The 14,776-nt window shown below is 72.7% G+C and carries 10 protein-coding genes and 1 pseudogene; 6 read left to right on the top strand and 5 right to left on the bottom strand.

Features of this window, described 5'->3' with window-relative positions:
• Positions 1-131 precede the first annotated feature (131 nt).
• A complete protein-coding gene (locus ACIBNE_RS02010; protein WP_399268450.1) occupies positions 132-1,640 on the top strand; it encodes a DUF4246 domain-containing protein in 1,509 nt (502 codons plus the stop codon).
• Between the two features lie 34 nt (positions 1,641-1,674).
• On the opposite strand, the gene ACIBNE_RS02015 is transcribed toward ACIBNE_RS02010, so the two are convergent.
• Positions 1,675-2,589, bottom strand: coding sequence for a GDSL-type esterase/lipase family protein (locus tag ACIBNE_RS02015; RefSeq protein WP_399268452.1), 915 nt, complete (start codon positions 2,587-2,589; stop codon positions 1,675-1,677).
• A gap of 177 nt (positions 2,590-2,766) precedes the next feature.
• Between ACIBNE_RS02015 and ACIBNE_RS02020 the strand changes: the two genes are divergently transcribed.
• A complete protein-coding gene (locus ACIBNE_RS02020; RefSeq protein WP_399268454.1) occupies positions 2,767-3,342 on the top strand; it encodes a PadR family transcriptional regulator in 576 nt (191 codons plus the stop codon).
• Between the two features lie 41 nt (positions 3,343-3,383).
• Positions 3,384-5,105, top strand: a complete 1,722-nt coding sequence (locus tag ACIBNE_RS02025; RefSeq protein WP_399268456.1) for an acyl-CoA dehydrogenase family protein — start codon at positions 3,384-3,386, stop codon at positions 5,103-5,105.
• 86 nt (positions 5,106-5,191) lie between these two features.
• Here the strand turns inward: ACIBNE_RS02025 and ACIBNE_RS02030 are convergent, their stop codons facing one another.
• From ACIBNE_RS02030 to ACIBNE_RS02040, 3 genes are all read right to left on the bottom strand, one after another.
• Positions 5,192-5,647 (bottom strand): tellurite resistance TerB family protein, encoded by a 456-nt coding sequence (locus ACIBNE_RS02030; protein ID WP_399268458.1) that lies wholly within the window; start codon positions 5,645-5,647, stop codon positions 5,192-5,194.
• Between the two features lie 125 nt (positions 5,648-5,772).
• Positions 5,773-7,302 (bottom strand): amino acid permease, encoded by a 1,530-nt coding sequence (locus ACIBNE_RS02035; protein WP_399268460.1) that lies wholly within the window; start codon positions 7,300-7,302, stop codon positions 5,773-5,775.
• A 79-nt stretch (positions 7,303-7,381) separates the two neighbouring features.
• On the bottom strand, positions 7,382-8,368 hold the full coding sequence (locus ACIBNE_RS02040; protein ID WP_399268462.1) for a hypothetical protein: 987 nt from the start codon (positions 8,366-8,368) through the stop codon (positions 7,382-7,384).
• 363 nt (positions 8,369-8,731) lie between these two features.
• Here ACIBNE_RS02040 and ACIBNE_RS02045 point away from each other — a divergent pair, with 363 nt between their 5' ends.
• The 3 genes from ACIBNE_RS02045 to ACIBNE_RS02055 all read left to right on the top strand — a co-directional run bounded on the left by ACIBNE_RS02045 (position 8,732) and on the right by ACIBNE_RS02055 (position 12,679).
• Positions 8,732-10,219, top strand: a complete 1,488-nt coding sequence (locus ACIBNE_RS02045) for an FGGY family carbohydrate kinase (RefSeq protein ID WP_399268464.1) — start codon at positions 8,732-8,734, stop codon at positions 10,217-10,219.
• 119 nt (positions 10,220-10,338) lie between these two features.
• On the top strand, positions 10,339-11,718 hold the full coding sequence (locus tag ACIBNE_RS02050) for an NAD(P)/FAD-dependent oxidoreductase (RefSeq protein WP_399270015.1): 1,380 nt from the start codon (positions 10,339-10,341) through the stop codon (positions 11,716-11,718).
• A gap of 22 nt (positions 11,719-11,740) precedes the next feature.
• Entirely contained in the window at positions 11,741-12,679 is a 939-nt protein-coding gene (locus ACIBNE_RS02055; RefSeq protein ID WP_399268466.1) for an FAD-dependent oxidoreductase, read from the top strand.
• On the opposite strand, the pseudogene ACIBNE_RS02060 reads toward ACIBNE_RS02055, so the two are convergent.
• Positions 12,670-14,775 (bottom strand): annotated as a pseudogene (locus ACIBNE_RS02060) (MGH1-like glycoside hydrolase domain-containing protein); the annotation flags it as partial. The gene ACIBNE_RS02055 and the pseudogene ACIBNE_RS02060 sit on opposite strands and share 10 nt — an antisense overlap.
• Position 14,776: the final 1 nt, after the last annotated feature.

The following is a 14,776-nucleotide window of genomic DNA, read 5'->3' on the forward strand; positions in this document are numbered from 1 at the left end:
CGCGGGTCGTTCAGACCGTGCCGCAGGGCCTCGACTCCGGGCCCCGGCGCCTTCAACAGGCCCCCGCCGGGGTGTCAGTGGGCTGGGTTATTGTTCGCGGCACCGCTCGCCGACTGTAGGGATCCAGAGCATTGACCGGTCTGTCTGCTTTTCCGTTGCCGTTTCACACTTCCCGTTCCATGCCGTTCACGGAGCCTCGGACGGTGCGGGAGCTGGAGATGATGCGGTGCAGTGCGCACATCCGGTCCAAGCCGGGGTGGTTCGAGAAGATGAACGATCCCGAGGTCGTCGCCAGGTGGGCGCGTGAAGCGGGCGAGCAGGGGCTCACCGAGGCGCAGGTCAGGTACGTCATCGACGAGCTCGCGCACTACGCGGGGCTGCGGGACGCGCGCACCGGGATCGAGACGGCCGTGGTCGACGGGGTGTGGCACTCGGACTCGCTGATCGACGAGGCGCTCAGGGAGCGGTTGCGGGAGGCCGTCCGGGTGCTGGAGGAGGTGCCGGAAGAGGAGCTCGACTGGCATCCCGGGTCCGAAGGGCAGGTGCTGGACCTCGTGCACCCCTCGCTGTTCTGCCTGGTGCGGGAGGCGAGCGGCGGGCCCGAGCGGGCCTGGGCGAACCCGACGCGGCACTACTCGAAGTACGAGTTCTCGGAGAAGTTCCAGTGGCTGCCCACGGACGTCGACGTCCGGGCGGACGGGGACGTCGTCTTCCGGTCGTACGTCAACAACGTCCACCCCGAGCGGCACGCGGAGCTGGCCGCCGTGCTGCCCGAGTTGTTCGGGCGGATGCGGCCCCTGTGGGAGAACGTGCTCACCGACCTGCGCCGGCCGCGGCCGCTGCGGATAGACGTCGACCCCTACGGGTGGTACGGCCCGCGGCCGGAGTACCCGCGCAGGGACGCCCACTCCGACCCCGAGGCGTACGCGGAAGCCTGCCGCGCGGCCGACCGGGCCCTGGACGCATGGTGGGAGGAGCGCGTCCCGGTCGTCCCCGACGCCCCGGTGTTCACCGCGCCCGAGGCGCCGGGCGAAGAGGCCCGGGTCGATCTGCGCGGCCGTGAGCTCCAGGTGATCGTCAAGCTCGCCACCATCCGCCTCACGCCGGACAAGCCCGAGTACGCCGGGGGCTCCTGGCACGTCGAGGGCATGGTGAACGAGCGGATCGTCTCGACCGGCATCTACTACTGGGACAGCGAGAACATCACCGAGAGCCGGCTGGGCTTCAGGGCCGCGCTCGACGACCCCGAGTACGAGCAGAGCGACAACGAGGGGGTGCGCGAGGTCTACGGCCTGGAGGACGAGGACGCGCTGAACCAGCCGCTGGGTTCGGCGGCGACCCCCGAGGGCCGCTGCCTCGCGTTTCCGAACGTCCTCCAGCACCGGGTCGATTCGTTCCGCCTCGCCGACGCCACCCGCCCCGGGCACCGGAAGATCCTCGCGTTCTTCCTGGTCGACCCGTCGGAGAAGATCGTCTCGACCTCCGACGTGCCGCCGCAGCAGCCGTGGGCCGAGACCTCGACGATGACGCTCGACCAGGCCAAGGAGTACCGCGAACAGCTCATGCAGGAGCGGAAGTTCTTCGTCGACGAGCACAACGAGCAGCTCTACGAGCGGGAGTTCTCGCTTTGTGAGCACTGAGCCGCCACCCGGAGTCCCGCGCGGCCGACGCGCCTCAGGTCGTGAGGGACTCCAGGCGGCGGTGGAGCAGCGCGTGGCCCTCCGCGTCCGGGTGGAGGCCGTCCGTCAGGAGGTTCGGGCGGCCCCGCAGCGGTTCCCACATGTCGACGAAGTCCACGTGGTGGGCGGCGCACCAGGCGCGCAGCGTCGCCCGCAGGGCCAGGGCTCCTGCCTCGGTGAACGTCAGGCCCTCGTAGTCCGCCGTGCGGGACTCGTCCAGCCACGTCGGGCCCAGGACCACCAGGCGGGCGCCCTGGGCCTCGGCCGCGGTGGCGAGGGCCGCCAGGCTCTCCGGGACCCGGGCCGTCGCCTCCGGGTCCGTCGAGTCGTTGATGCCCGCCGCGACCAGGAGCGTGTCGGGCAGGCGCGGGGCCAGCAGCGGCGGGGTCTGTGCCGCCACGTCGGTCAGCTTGCTGCCGGGGATCGACAGGTTGAAGACCCGGTGTGCCGTCTCGTCCGCCGCTATGTGCGCGGCCGCCAGGCGGCCCGCCCAGCCGCCGCCCGGGTCGCAGCGGCCGTACGCGATGCTGTCGCCCACGACCACCAGCCGCGCCGCGGGGCGCAGCGGCTTCGCGTCCAGGTAGGCCCAGGCGCCCTCGCCCGACGACAGGCGCACGCGGCGCCGCACGTAGTCGTCCACCTCGTACTCGTCCGCCGCCGCCAGGTCCTCGTCCGTGAGGCGCAGCACCGCGCCCGGTACCGACGAGCCGATCGCGCGCTCCAGGATCAGGTGCACGTCGAGGCCGCTCGTGGCGACCACGGCCGGGTCGGTGATCCGCAGCGGCCTCGTCCGGTGTCCGGCCAGGGACGCGGGGGCGGTGGGGACGGGCCCGCCGAAGAGCGTCTTCTGGACCTGCTCGTCCAGCAGGGTGCCGAACGAGAAGAGGGCGTGGGGGCGTGATTCGGGCACGGGGAGGTTCGCCTTTCCGGGTGTTCGGCTGGTCGAATCCAGCTGATCGACGGGGACACCCTAGTCGTTTTCGCTGGTCAGCCGGTTTTGGCGGAGGGGCTGCCGCGCAGGGTGAGCCGCGTCTCATACCGGGGGCCACCCTTGCCTATGCAACTCGTTGCATAGCAGGATCGCGGCATGGCGATCGAGCACGCGATCCTCGTCTCCCTGCTGGAGAAGCCCGGTTCCGGCTATGAGCTGGCCCGGCGCTTCGAGCGTTCCATCGGGTACTTCTGGACCGCCACCCACCAGCAGATCTACCGCGTGCTCCGGCGCATGGAGGGCGACGGCTGGATCGAGGTCAGGGCCGTGCCCCAGGAGGGGCGGCCGGACAAGAAGGAGTACTCCGTCGCGGACCCCGGCCGGGCCGTGCTCTCCGGGTGGCTCCACGAGCCGATCGAGCCCGAGGGCGTGCGCCACGACCTCGCGGTCAAGATCAGGGGCGCGGCCTTCGGCGAGCCGGGCGCGCTGGTCCGGGAGGTCGAGCGGTACCGCGAGGTGCACGCGGACCGGCTGGAGCGCTACCTCGCGGGCGAGGAGCGGGACTTCCCGGCGGCGGCGAAGGCGACGGCAGGGGCGGGCGACGCCCCGCGCGACGCCGGGACCGAGCTCCAGCACGTCGTGCTGCGCGGCGGCATCGCGTACGAGCGCATGACCCTCGCCTGGCTCGACGACGTCCTCGCCACCCTGCGGCGGCTCGATCCCCGGCGCTGAACCCACCCCACCCTCCCTCCCACCCTCGGAAGGCGTCCGTCATGGCCGACACGCTGCTGTTCAACCCGCGCACCTACGACCCGGCGCACTTCGACCCCGAGACCCGCAGGCTGCTGCGCGCCACCGTCGACTGGTTCGAGGCGCGCGGCAAGCGCAGGCTGATCGAGGACTACCGCTCGCGCGCCTGGCTGGCCGACTTCCTCGAATTCAGCGCCAAGGAAGGGCTGTTCGCCACCTTCCTCACCCCGGAGGCCGCCGCGGGAGGCGACTTTGACAAGCGCTGGGACACCGCCCGCATCGCCGCGCTGAACGAGATCTTCGGCTTCTACGGCCTCGACTACTGGTACGCCTGGCAGGTCACCGTCCTCGGCCTCGGCCCGGTCTGGCAGAGCGAGAACGCCGCCGCCCGCGCCCGCGCCGCCGAGCTCCTCGCGCAGGGCGAGGTGTTCGCCTTCGGTCTGTCCGAGAAGAGCCACGGCGCCGACATCTACTCCACCGACATGCTGCTGGAGCCCGACGGCGACGGCGGGTTCCGCGCCACCGGCTCCAAGTACTACATCGGCAACGGAAACGCCGCCGGGCTCGTCTCCGTCTTCGGGCGGCGCACCGACGTCGAGGGCCCCGAGGGCTACGTGTTCTTCGCGGCGGACAGCCGCCACGAGGCGTACCACCTGGTCAAGAACGTCGTCGACTCCTCGAAGTACGTGAGCGAGTTCCGGCTGGAGAGCTACCCGGTGGCCGCCGCCGACGTGCTGCACACCGGCCGCGCCGCCTTCGACGCCGCGCTGAACACCGTGAACGTCGGCAAGTTCAACCTCTGCACCGCCTCCATCGGCATCTGCGAGCACGCGATGTACGAGGCCGTGACCCACGCCCACAACCGGATCCTCTACGGCCGCCCGGTCACCGCCTTCCCGCACGTGCGGCGCGAACTCACCGACGCGTACGTCCGGTTGGTCGGCATGAAGCTCTTCAGCGACCGCGCCGTCGACTACTTCCGCTCGGCCGGGCCCGACGACCGCCGCTACCTCCTCTTCAACCCGATGACGAAGATGAAGGTGACCACCGAGGGCGAGAAGGTCATCGACCTGATGTGGGACGTCATCGCGGCCAAGGGCTTCGAGAAGGACAACTACTTCGCGCAGGCCGCCGTCGAGATCAGGGGCCTGCCGAAGCTGGAGGGCACGGTCCACGTCAACCTCGCGCTGATCCTCAAGTTCATGCGCAACCACCTGCTGGCCCCGGCCGACTTCGCGCCCGTGCCGACCAGGCTGGACGCGGCGGACGACGACTTCCTGTTCCGGCAGGGACCGGCGCGCGGTCTCGGTGCCGTGCGCTTCCACGACTGGCGCCCGGCGTTCGACGCGTACGGCCACCTGCCCAACGTCGCGCGCCTGCGCGAACAGGCCGACGCGCTCTGCGAGTTCGTCACCACGGCCGCGCCCGACGAGGAGCAGAGCCGCGACCTGGACCTGCTGCTCGCCGTCGGCCAGCTCTTCGCGCTCGTCGTGCACGGCCAGCTGATCCTGGAGCAGGCGCGGCTGACGGAGCTGGACGAGGACGTGCTGGACGAGCTGTTCGCCGTGCTCGTACGGGACTTCTCGGCGCACGCCGTCGAGCTGCACGGCAAGGACTCGGCGACCGTGGCGCAGCAGGCGTGGGCGCTCGGGGCGGTCCGCCGCCCCGTCGTGGACGAGGCCCGCTCGGGCCGGGTCTGGGACCGGGTCGAGGCGCTTTCGGGCACGTACGAGATGGCGCCGTAGCGTCGTAACGCCCTAGCGCATACGGCACAGGGGGCGCCCGCACGGTCACCGTGCGGGCGCCCCCTGCCGTACGGCCTCGGCGTCGCTCAGACGTCGAACTCCTGCGGCGGCAGGCCGAGCGCGAAGCACGCCTCGCGGACCACGGCCCGCTCCGTCTGGTCGAAGTCGCCGTCGGCGCCGCCGATCACGATGCCGATCTGGATGACGGCCCGCGCCTCCTCGGGCTTCTTCTTCGCCTTCGCGACCTCCTGCAACAGGCTGACCTTGCCGAACGCGAAATCCGCCGACAGCTTGCCGAGGTAGTCGTCGAAACGGCGCTGGAGGTCGTGCGCCGGGAAGTTCTGCAGCACCTCGTTGGTGGCGATGAGCTGCGCGACCCGCTGCCGCTCCGACGGGTCGACGGAGCCGTCGGCCGCCGCGACCAGGGCGCACATCGCCATGCTGGCGTCGCGGAACGAGCCGCTCTTCAGCTCGTTCTTCTTCGCCGTCAGCTGCGTCTGCATCGTCGCCGCGGATTCCTTGAAGCGGTCCCACAGTGCCATTGGAGCTCCATCAGTCTCGGTAACTTCTACAGTGCTGTAGAAGTTACCAGGAGCGGATCGCGATCCGGAAAACGAGCGGCCCCGGAACCAGGGGTCCCGGGGCCGCACGGCGGGGTGCTCCGACGTCAGACGATGTCCTCCGCGATCTCCGCCTGCTCGCGCGCGCTCCCGTACGAGGCCGGCGTCGCGTACGAGCGCCGGGCGACGAACCACCACACCGTCGCCAGGATCAGCACCGCGGCCAGCGCGACCACCGCGTAGTTCATCGAGTCCACCGTCACCGGCGACGCCTGCGGCAGCAGGAACAGCACGGTCACCAGCGCCACCCACACCACGGCGATCCAGCCGATCGGCTTCGACCAGCGGCCCAGGTTCCACGGCCCCGGCTGGAAGCGGTCGCCCGCCCGCAGCTTCAGGTAGATCGGGATGGCGTACGCGGGCGTGATGCCGATGACGTTGATCGCCGTCACCGCGCCGTACGCCGTCTTGGAGTACAGCGAAGGCAGCGCGATCACGCAGGCCACGCCCACCGAGAGCCACACCGCGGGGACGGGCGTCTGGGTGCGGCTGCTCACCTTGCGCCACAGCTTGGAGCCCGGCAGCGCGTTGTCCCGGCTGAACGCGAACACCATCCGGCTCGCGGCCGCCACCTCCGCGTTGCCGCAGAACAGCTGCGCGGTGATCACGATCAGCAGCATCGCGGTGGCGCCGCCGGTGCCGAGCGCGTCGATGAGGATCTGCGCGGGCGGCACCTCGGTGTCGGTCTTCAGCGTCGCGTTGTAGTCCTGGATGGCGAAGGTCAGACCGGTCAGCAGCACGAAACCGGCGATCCAGGACGCCCAGATCGAGCGCACGATGCCGCGCGAGGCGGCGACCGAGGCGTTGGACGTCTCCTCGGACAGGTGCGCCGACGCGTCGTAGCCGCAGAAGGTGTACTGCGCGAGCAGCAGACCGATCGCCGTCACGTACAGCGGGTTGTCCCACCCGGTGTTGTTGACGAACTCGGTGAAGACGAACTCGGGCGACTGGTGGTTCTTGGGGACGATCGCCAGCGCGCCCACGATGATCGCGACGCCGCCGACGTGCCACCACACGCTGATCGAGTTGAGGACGCTCACCAGCCGGACGCCGAACAGGTTGAGCACCGCGTGCAGCAGCAGGATGCACATGAAGATGACCATGGTCTTCTCCGGTGTGGGCGTGAAGCCCCACTGGAGGTTCAGCAGCGCCCCGGTGAACAGCGCCGCGCCGTAGTCGATGCCCGCGATGGCGCCCAGCAGGCCCAGCAGGTTCAACCAGCCGGTGTACCAGCCCCACTTGCGGCCGCCGAGCCGGTCCGCCATGTAGTACAGCGCACCCGACGTCGGGTACGCGCTCGTCACCTCGGCGAGCGCCATGCCCACGCACAGCACGAAGAGCCCGACGCCCGCCCAGCCCCACAGCATCACGGCGGGGCCGCCGGTGTTCATGCCGAAGCCGTACAGCGTCATGCAGCCGGACAGGATGGAGATCACCGAGAAGCTGATGGCGAAGTTTCCGAAGCCGCCCATGCGGCGGGCGAGCACCGGCTGGTAGCCGAGCTCCCGCAGGCGCTGCTCGTCGTCCTGCGGTGAATCCTGCGCCGTGAAGGGCGCCTTGGGCGGGGATATGGACATGACTGGGTCTCCGGGGAAAGAACGGGGGAACGGGGAAGGTGGGAACAGCGGGGGAGCGGGTGGAACGGGCGCCGAGTGCTCAGTCCGCGCGGGCCGCCGCCAGACAGCGGGCACGGGCGCGGAGGAACACCTCCTCGGCGAGCGCGCGGTCGGTACGGCCCTCACCCGCCCGGTACGACCAGGGGATCGGCGTGTAGTACGGACCGAGCGCGTCGAACACCCGGGCCGCGTCCGCGAACCGCTGCGCGCCCCACAGCGCGTGGGCCAGCTGGTTCAGGTCGAGCAGCGAACGCGTCGCGGGGGCGGACGCGTCGAACCACAGTTGCAGGGCCCGCAGGGCGTCGCGTATGGCGTCCTCGGTGACCCAGTGCAGGTCGAGCGCCTTCTCGTGGCCGCGGTCGCGGCGGTAGCGCTCGACCCTGACGTAGAGCGGCAGGGCGTGCAGCGCCGAACCGTTGGCCGCCGAAGAGGCCGCCCACTGGGCGAAGTTGACCGCCTCCGAGAGCGAGGGTCCCTCGCGGCGCGCATAGGCGAACTGCAGCATCCTGTGGTACGCCTCACGGCTCTGCGGGTCGCGCTTGTCCGCCTGGGCCAGCAGGTCCCAGGGCCCGGGGAACAGCATGGGGCCCGGCGGGGCCTGCCGGTGCTCGGGCTGCTGCTGCTCGGTGTCGAGCTGGGCCAGGGCCAGCAGGCAGACGTACGGGACCGGATCGTCGGGCGCTGACCTGGCGGCAGCGCCGCAGGCGCTCCAGGCCTCCAGCCAGAGCTCGTTGGTGCGGTGCCTGGCCGAGCGGTGCGCGCGCAGCGCCCGCTCCACCGAGACCCGTGCGTGCATCACGGCCGCGGCGACGCTGCCGGGCTCCTCGCTCTGCCAGTCGCGCACGGCGTCGGTGCCCGCGGCGACGGCCGCGAGCACCTGCGTGCGCTGGGTCCAGGTGGGCCAGTCGGCGGTCGCGGCGAGCAGGTCGCGCATGGCGACCCAGCGTCCGGTACGTAACTCCTGCGAGGCGACGCGGAGTCGGTGGTCGTGGCCCGCCGGGTGGTACACCGGGCGGAAGTCATCCATCGCGCCTGCGATTCCTGCGCACTACGGGGGAAGGGCCCGCGGGCACGGGCCGTACGCAACTGGTCATCGTTCCTCTGGGGGGTGAGGGGAGGAATGCGGAACGCCCGACTGACGGACGGTCGTGCGTCGGGTGATCTGTCAGCCCCGGTTCCACTTGGCGGATATTACTCAACCGACTCCGCTCTGTGGGCGATTGACCACCAATTCGAGATCTTTCGCGCCCGAAAATCAGTGGTCAGGACGGTTATGGGGAGAAGTTGGTGGTCTGGACCTCTCGCCCTTGACGGCGGCAAACGTGCTGTCGCACGCTGTCCTGCGGTGAGCAAGTTGATCAAGTGACCTTCTACGGAAGCCCGGGGCACGGTGACTCCAGACCATCGCTACCGCACGACAGGCGGCCCGACGGCCGGCCGCCCGGCCGACGGACCCGTACTCGCCGTCGACCAGGGCACATCGGGCACCAAGGCGCTGGTCGTCTGCCCGGAACGCGGCGTCATCGGCTCGGCCGCCGTGCCCGTCACGCCCCGGTACGGCGCGGGCGGCGCCGTGGAGGCCGACCCCGCCGAACTCCTCGCCTCCGTGCTCGACGCCGGGCGCGCCGCGCTCGCGGACGCGGGCGAGCCCGTCCGCGCGGTGGGCCTCGCCAACCAGGGCGAGACCGTCCTCGCCTGGGACCCGGCCACCGGCGAACCCCTCACCGACGCGATCGTCTGGCAGGACCGCAGATCGGAACCGCTCTGCGCGGAACTGTCCGACCACGCGGAAGAATTGACCGAGCTCACCGGGCTGCCCCTCGACCCGTACTTCGCCGCGCCCAAGATGGCGTGGATACGTCGCGGCCTCACCCGCGAAGGCGTCGTCACCACCAGCGACTCCTGGCTCGTCCACCGGCTGACCGGCGCCTTCGTCACCGACGCCGCGACCGCGGGCCGCACCCAGCTCCTCGACCTCGACTCGGTCGCCTGGTCGCGGGACGCGCTCGACGTCTTCGGCCTCGCCGACGAGCGGCTGCCCGAAGTCGTCGACGCGGCGGGCCACTTCGGCACCACCACCGCCTTCGGCCCCGAAGTCCCGCTCACCGGACTCCTGGTGGACCAGCAGGCCGCGCTCCTCGCCCAGGGAGCCGTACGGCCGGGCGAAGCCAAGTGCACCTACGGCACCGGCGCGTTCCTGCTCGCCCAGACCGGCGACCGCCCCCGCCGCAGCCGGGCCGGACTCGTCAGCTGCGTGGCCTGGCGACTCGGCGGCGAACCCCGCTACTGCCTGGACGGACAGGTCTACGCGGCCGCGTCCGCCGTCCGCTGGCTCACCGACCTCGGCGTCATCTCCGGCGCCGCCGACCTGGACCGGCTCGGCTCCGGGGTCCCCGACGCGGGCGGCGTCAGCTTCGTGCCCGCACTCGCCGGGCTCGCCGCGCCCTGGTGGCGCGGCGACCTGCGCGGCTCGCTGACCGGACTCGGCCTGGACACCACGGCGGGACACCTGGTGCGCGCCCTGTGCGAAGGGATCGCCGCGCAGGTCGCGGAGGTCGCGTCGGCGGTCGCGGCCGACCTCGGCGGGCCGCTCACCACACTGCGCGTGGACGGCGGCCTGACCCGCTCGGCGCTGCTGATGCAGACCCAGGCCGACCTCCTCCAGATCCCGGTGGAGGTCTCCGCGCTGCCCGACGTCACCGCGCTCGGCGCGGCCGCCGTCGCCCGCCTGGGCCTCGACCCGGAACTGCCGCTGGAAGCGGCCGTGCCGGAGTGGAAGCCCTCGGCCGTGTACGAGCCCCGCGTCCGCCCGGACGAGGCGGCACAGCGCCTGGCGGACTTCCGCGCGGCGGTGGACGGACTCCTGGAGGCACGGTGAACGACCAGCACGCGCCCGGCCCGCGGAAGGCCGCACCCGCCCCGCCCCGCGCCACCCCGGGAGTCGATCCGGGAGCCCGCCGGGGAGTCCCGGGGGACGCCTGCGGCGCCCCGTACGACGTGGTCGTCATCGGCGCAGGCGTCGTCGGGTCCGCCATCGCCCGCGAACTCGCCCAGTACCCGCTGCGCACCCTCCTGCTCGACGCGTCCGACGACGTCGGCAACGGCACCTCCAAGGCCAACACCGCCATCCTGCACACCGGCTTCGACGCCACCCCCGGCACCCTCGAATCGCGGCTCGTGCGCGAGGGGCAGCAGCGCCTCGCGCGCTACGCCGCCGAATCCGGCATCCCCGTCGAGCCCGTCGGCGCCCTCCTCGTCGCCTGGGACGAAGAACAACTCGCGGCGCTTCCCGGCCTGTTGGCCAAGGCGCGCGCCAACGACTACCACCACGCCCGCATCATCACCGCCGAAGAGCTCGCCGCCCGCGAACCGCACCTGGGACCCGGCGCGCTCGGCGCCCTCGACGTGCCGGGCGAGAGCATCATCGACCCCTGGTCCACCACCCTCGCGTACGCCACCCAGGCCGTGCGCTCGGGCGTCGAACTGCGCCTGGACTGCCGCGTCCAGGACCTCGCGCACGACCCGGCGGCCGGCCACACCCTCACGACCACGCGCGGCACGGTCCGCGCCCGCCACCTCGTCAACGCCGCGGGACTCGCCGCCGACGACCTCGACCGGATGCTCGGCCACACCGACTTCACCGTCACCCCGCGCCGGGGCCAGCTCATCGTCTACGACAAGCTCGCCCGCTCGCTCGTCGACCACATCCTGCTGCCGGTGCCCACCGCGCTCGGCAAGGGCGTCCTGGTCGCCCCGACCGTCTTCGGCAACGTCCTGCTCGGCCCGACCGCCGAAGACCTCGACGACACCGGCGACCTTGGGCGCAAGACCGCGGCCGCCACCGCCACCACCGCCGAGGGCCTGGCCCACCTGGTCGAGCGGGGCGCGCGGATCCTGCCGGGCCTCGCGGACGAGGAGGTCACCGCCGCCTACGCGGGGCTGCGCGCCGCCACCGAGCACGACGACTACGCCATCAGGGCCCACGCCCACCAGCGGTACGTCGCCGTCGGCGGCATCCGGTCCACCGGGCTCAGCGCCTCCATGGCCATCGCCGCGCACGTCGTGGACCTGCTCGCCAAGAACGGCCTCGACCTCGGGCACCCGCGCGAGCTGGCGCCCGTGTGGCTGCCCAACCTCGGGCAGGCGTTCCCCCGGCCCTGCCAGCGCCCCGCGATGGTCGAGGCGGACCCCGCGTACGGCCGTGTCGTGTGCCCCTGCGAACTCGTCTCGGAGGGTGAGATACGCGATGCGCTCGCGAGCACCCTGCCGCCACAATCGCTGGGTGGACTGAGCCGCCGCACCCGTGCGCGCAGCGGCCGCTGCCAGGGAACCGCCTGCGGCGCAGATGTGCGCGCCCTCTTCGAGGAGAGCCGATGAGCCGCACGCCCGGAGGACGACGATGAACCGCACGGCCGGAGCCGGTGCGCGCACGGCCGCCGTGGACGTCCTGGTCGTCGGCGCGGGCCCGGCGGGCCTCGCCGCCGCGACCGCGCTGTCCGCGACGGGCGTCACCGTCGACGTGGTGGACCGCGCCCGCGACGCGCCGCCGGGCGTCCGCGGCGGCGTCACCGCCATCGGCTGGGCCGCCCCGCGCACCCTCGACCTGGTCGGCCCCGCGGGACCCGAGCGCGTCGCGGCCGGGGCCGTGGTCCTGGCCACCGGCGCCCGCGAACGCCCGCGCGGCGCCCGCCTCGTCCCCGGCACCCGCCCCGCGGGCGTCTACACCGGCGGCGAACTCATCGGCGCCGTCCGCAGGGGCACCCCCATCGGCCGGCGCGCGGTGGTCGTCGGCGGCGAGCGGATCTCCGACACCGCCGTGCGCACCCTGCGCGGCGCGGGCGTCCTGGTGGCCGCGATGGTCACCGACGAGGACGCGCCCGCCCGCCGCGCCCGCACCCAGCCGATCGCCCGCGCCGTGGTCACCCGCCTCTACGGCGTCGACCGGCTCTCCGGCGTCGGCATCCGGCTGCGCGACGGCCGCACCCGCACCCTCAGCTGCGACACGGTCGTCTTCACCGGCGACTGGATCCCCGAGCACGAACTGGCCAGGCGCGCGGGCGCCGCCATCGACCCCGGGACCCGGGGCCCGGTGGTGGACGGGGGACACCGCACCACCGTTCCCGGGGTCTTCGCCGTCGGCAGCCTGCTGAACGGCTCCGACCCCGCCAACTCGGCAGCCCGGCAAGGGCGTTCGCTGGCGGGGCCGGTCCTCGACTACTTGGCGGACGGCGCCTGGCCGCCGGACGGACCGGGCGCGTCCGCCAGCATCGGCAGCAGCAGCGCGGCCGACCAGCTGAAGTTGGGCGCGTTGAGGGTGTCGCCGGTCAACGGGTCGTAGTTCTCGTGAATGGGGCCGTTGCCCGCGAGCCCCGCCGCGTTGTCCACCAGTCGCCCGGTGAGCCGGTCGGCGTCCGCGCCGTACCCGTACTTGCGCAGGCCGCCGACCGCGAAGTACGCCTGGTCGAGCCAGACCGGACCGCGCCAGTACTTGGTGGACGCGAAGTAGGGCGAGCTCTTGGCGACGGTGGGGAACGGCACCTTCGTGGCGAACTCCGCCGGGTCGTTCAGCTTTCCGCGCACCGCCGCCGCCTGCTCGCGCGAGGCGCTGCCCGTCCACAGCGGGATCGCCCCCTCGATGCCCCGGCCCCGCTCGGTCAGCAGCTTCTCCGAGCCCAGCGCCTTGTCGTGGAACCAGCCCGTCGCCGGGTCGTACATCCGCTCCCGCACCGCCGCGTGCGTGGCCCGCGCCTTCGCGGCCCAGCCCCTCGCCTCCCCGCCCTTGCCGATCGCGCCCGCGATGCGCGCCAAGTAGCCCTGGTCGGCGGCGAGATAGGCGTTCAGGTCCACCGACTCCTGGTTGACCGAGTAGCCGGTCACCTTCCCCGCCGCGTCCACGTTGGGCAGCACGGCGGTGCCGAGCGCCTTGTCGAAGCGCGGCGCGTTGTCCATGCCGCTCTCCCAGGCCGCCGCGAGGCGCTGCTGCTCGGGCGAGTCGTTGGCCGGGTCGACGGTCGCGCCGTACTCCGCGAGGCCGTTGCGGTCGTGGTCGCGGTTGCGGTACCACCACGCCTGGTAGGCCGCGAGCTTCGGGTACATCTCGCGCAGGAAGGCGCGGTCGCCGGACTTCGCGTACACCTCCCAGACGGCCCAGGCGGCCAGCGGGGGCTTGGAGTTGCGCTCGTTCCAGTTGCCGCCCTCCGTCGTCGGGTCGTTGTAGAACACCACGTCGGGGACCATGCCCGCGTCCTGCGGGCGGGTCGGGGAACCTGCCGTGATCTGGTGGTCGAACATCGAGCGGATCTGGGTCTGCGCCAGCCCCGGGTCGAAGCGCGCGGTGCCCACCGCCTGCTTCCAGGTGTCCCACGCCCACACCCCGCCCGTGAACCACTTGTACGAGATGGACGGGGTGATTCCGTCGTGCGCGATCCTGCCGGCCGCGCTGCGCCAGTTGGTGACCAGCGTCTGCATCGCCTTGACCGCGACCCTGCGCCGCTCGACCGGCACGCCCCGCGTCGCGCCCGCGACGTAACCGCGCCAGCGCCGGTCGCCCTCGGCGGCGACGAGTCCGGGAAGGGCCAGCGCCGCGCGGACGGCGGGGGCCTCCCTGGTGCGCTCGGCGGCGGTGAAGGTGTACGACTCCGTCCAGTCGAGGCTGCGCGTGGCGCCGGGCGCGAGCCGCAGCGGCGCCTGCGCCCGCGTGCGGTAGCTGTCGCCGTCCACGGTCGTGCGCACCCGCCCGGCATGCGTGACCTCGAAGCGCTCGGTGCCGTCGGTGAGGTAGTCCCACGTCTCGCGGACCTTCGCGAAGCCCACGGACACCCCGCATCCCGTCGCGGCGAGCGAGGGCGCGTCGCGCATCGGCGCGTCGGCCGGGCGCAGCAGCGAGCCGGTCCAACTCGGCTCCAGCGTACGGGCGGTGCGGCCGGTGTTGTGCAGCGTGGCGCGGACCAGGGCGGTGCGGTTGGACGCGTACCGCAGCTCCAGGGCGAGCCGCAGGCCCTGCCCGAGGTCGTACTCCTGGCGCAGCAGACCGGGCAGCGAGGTGAAGCGGGGTGCTCCGCCGCCCGCGAGGTCGAGCTCCTCGCCGCCCTCGGCGAGCGCGATGCGGCTGAAGCCCCGGCTCAGCCACCAGGGGTACTCCTGCGCGATGTACATCGGCCCGGTGAAGCCGCCGTACGTGGCGGGGGCGTCCGCCTTCGGCAGGGCGTAGGCGTGCCAGGCGCCCCGGTCGGCGAAGACGTTGACGGGGTTGTCGTCCTCCTCGTCGCCGGGCAGCGCGACCAGCGGTGAGCCCTGGAGGTCCAGGACGTTCGCGTAGTCGGGGTGCGCGGGGCCGTGCGCGGCGGGCGCCTGGGCGGCCGACGAGGGGAGCGGCGTCACGAGCAGGGCGGCGGCGACGAGCGCGGCCGATGCGGCTCTGGATGCGGGGTGCATG

Source organism: Streptomyces sp. NPDC050504, from assembly GCF_044458065.1.
Classification (GTDB): Bacteria; Actinomycetota; Actinomycetes; order Streptomycetales; family Streptomycetaceae; genus Streptomyces.

Bases quoted from the DNA above. Each gene is read 5' to 3' on its own strand.
- ACIBNE_RS02020 (WP_399268454.1), top strand. From the start codon at position 2,767: ATGGCGATCGAGCACGCGATCCTCGTCTCCCTGCTGGAGAAGCCCGGT.
- ACIBNE_RS02025 (WP_399268456.1), top strand. From the start codon at position 3,384: ATGGCCGACACGCTGCTGTTCAACCCGCGCACCTACGACCCGGCGCAC.
- ACIBNE_RS02030 (WP_399268458.1), bottom strand. From the start codon at position 5,647: ATGGCACTGTGGGACCGCTTCAAGGAATCCGCGGCGACGATGCAGACG.
- ACIBNE_RS02035 (WP_399268460.1), bottom strand. From the start codon at position 7,302: ATGTCCATATCCCCGCCCAAGGCGCCCTTCACGGCGCAGGATTCACCG.
- ACIBNE_RS02040 (WP_399268462.1), bottom strand. From the start codon at position 8,368: ATGGATGACTTCCGCCCGGTGTACCACCCGGCGGGCCACGACCACCGA.
- ACIBNE_RS02055 (WP_399268466.1), top strand. From the start codon at position 11,741: ATGAACCGCACGGCCGGAGCCGGTGCGCGCACGGCCGCCGTGGACGTC.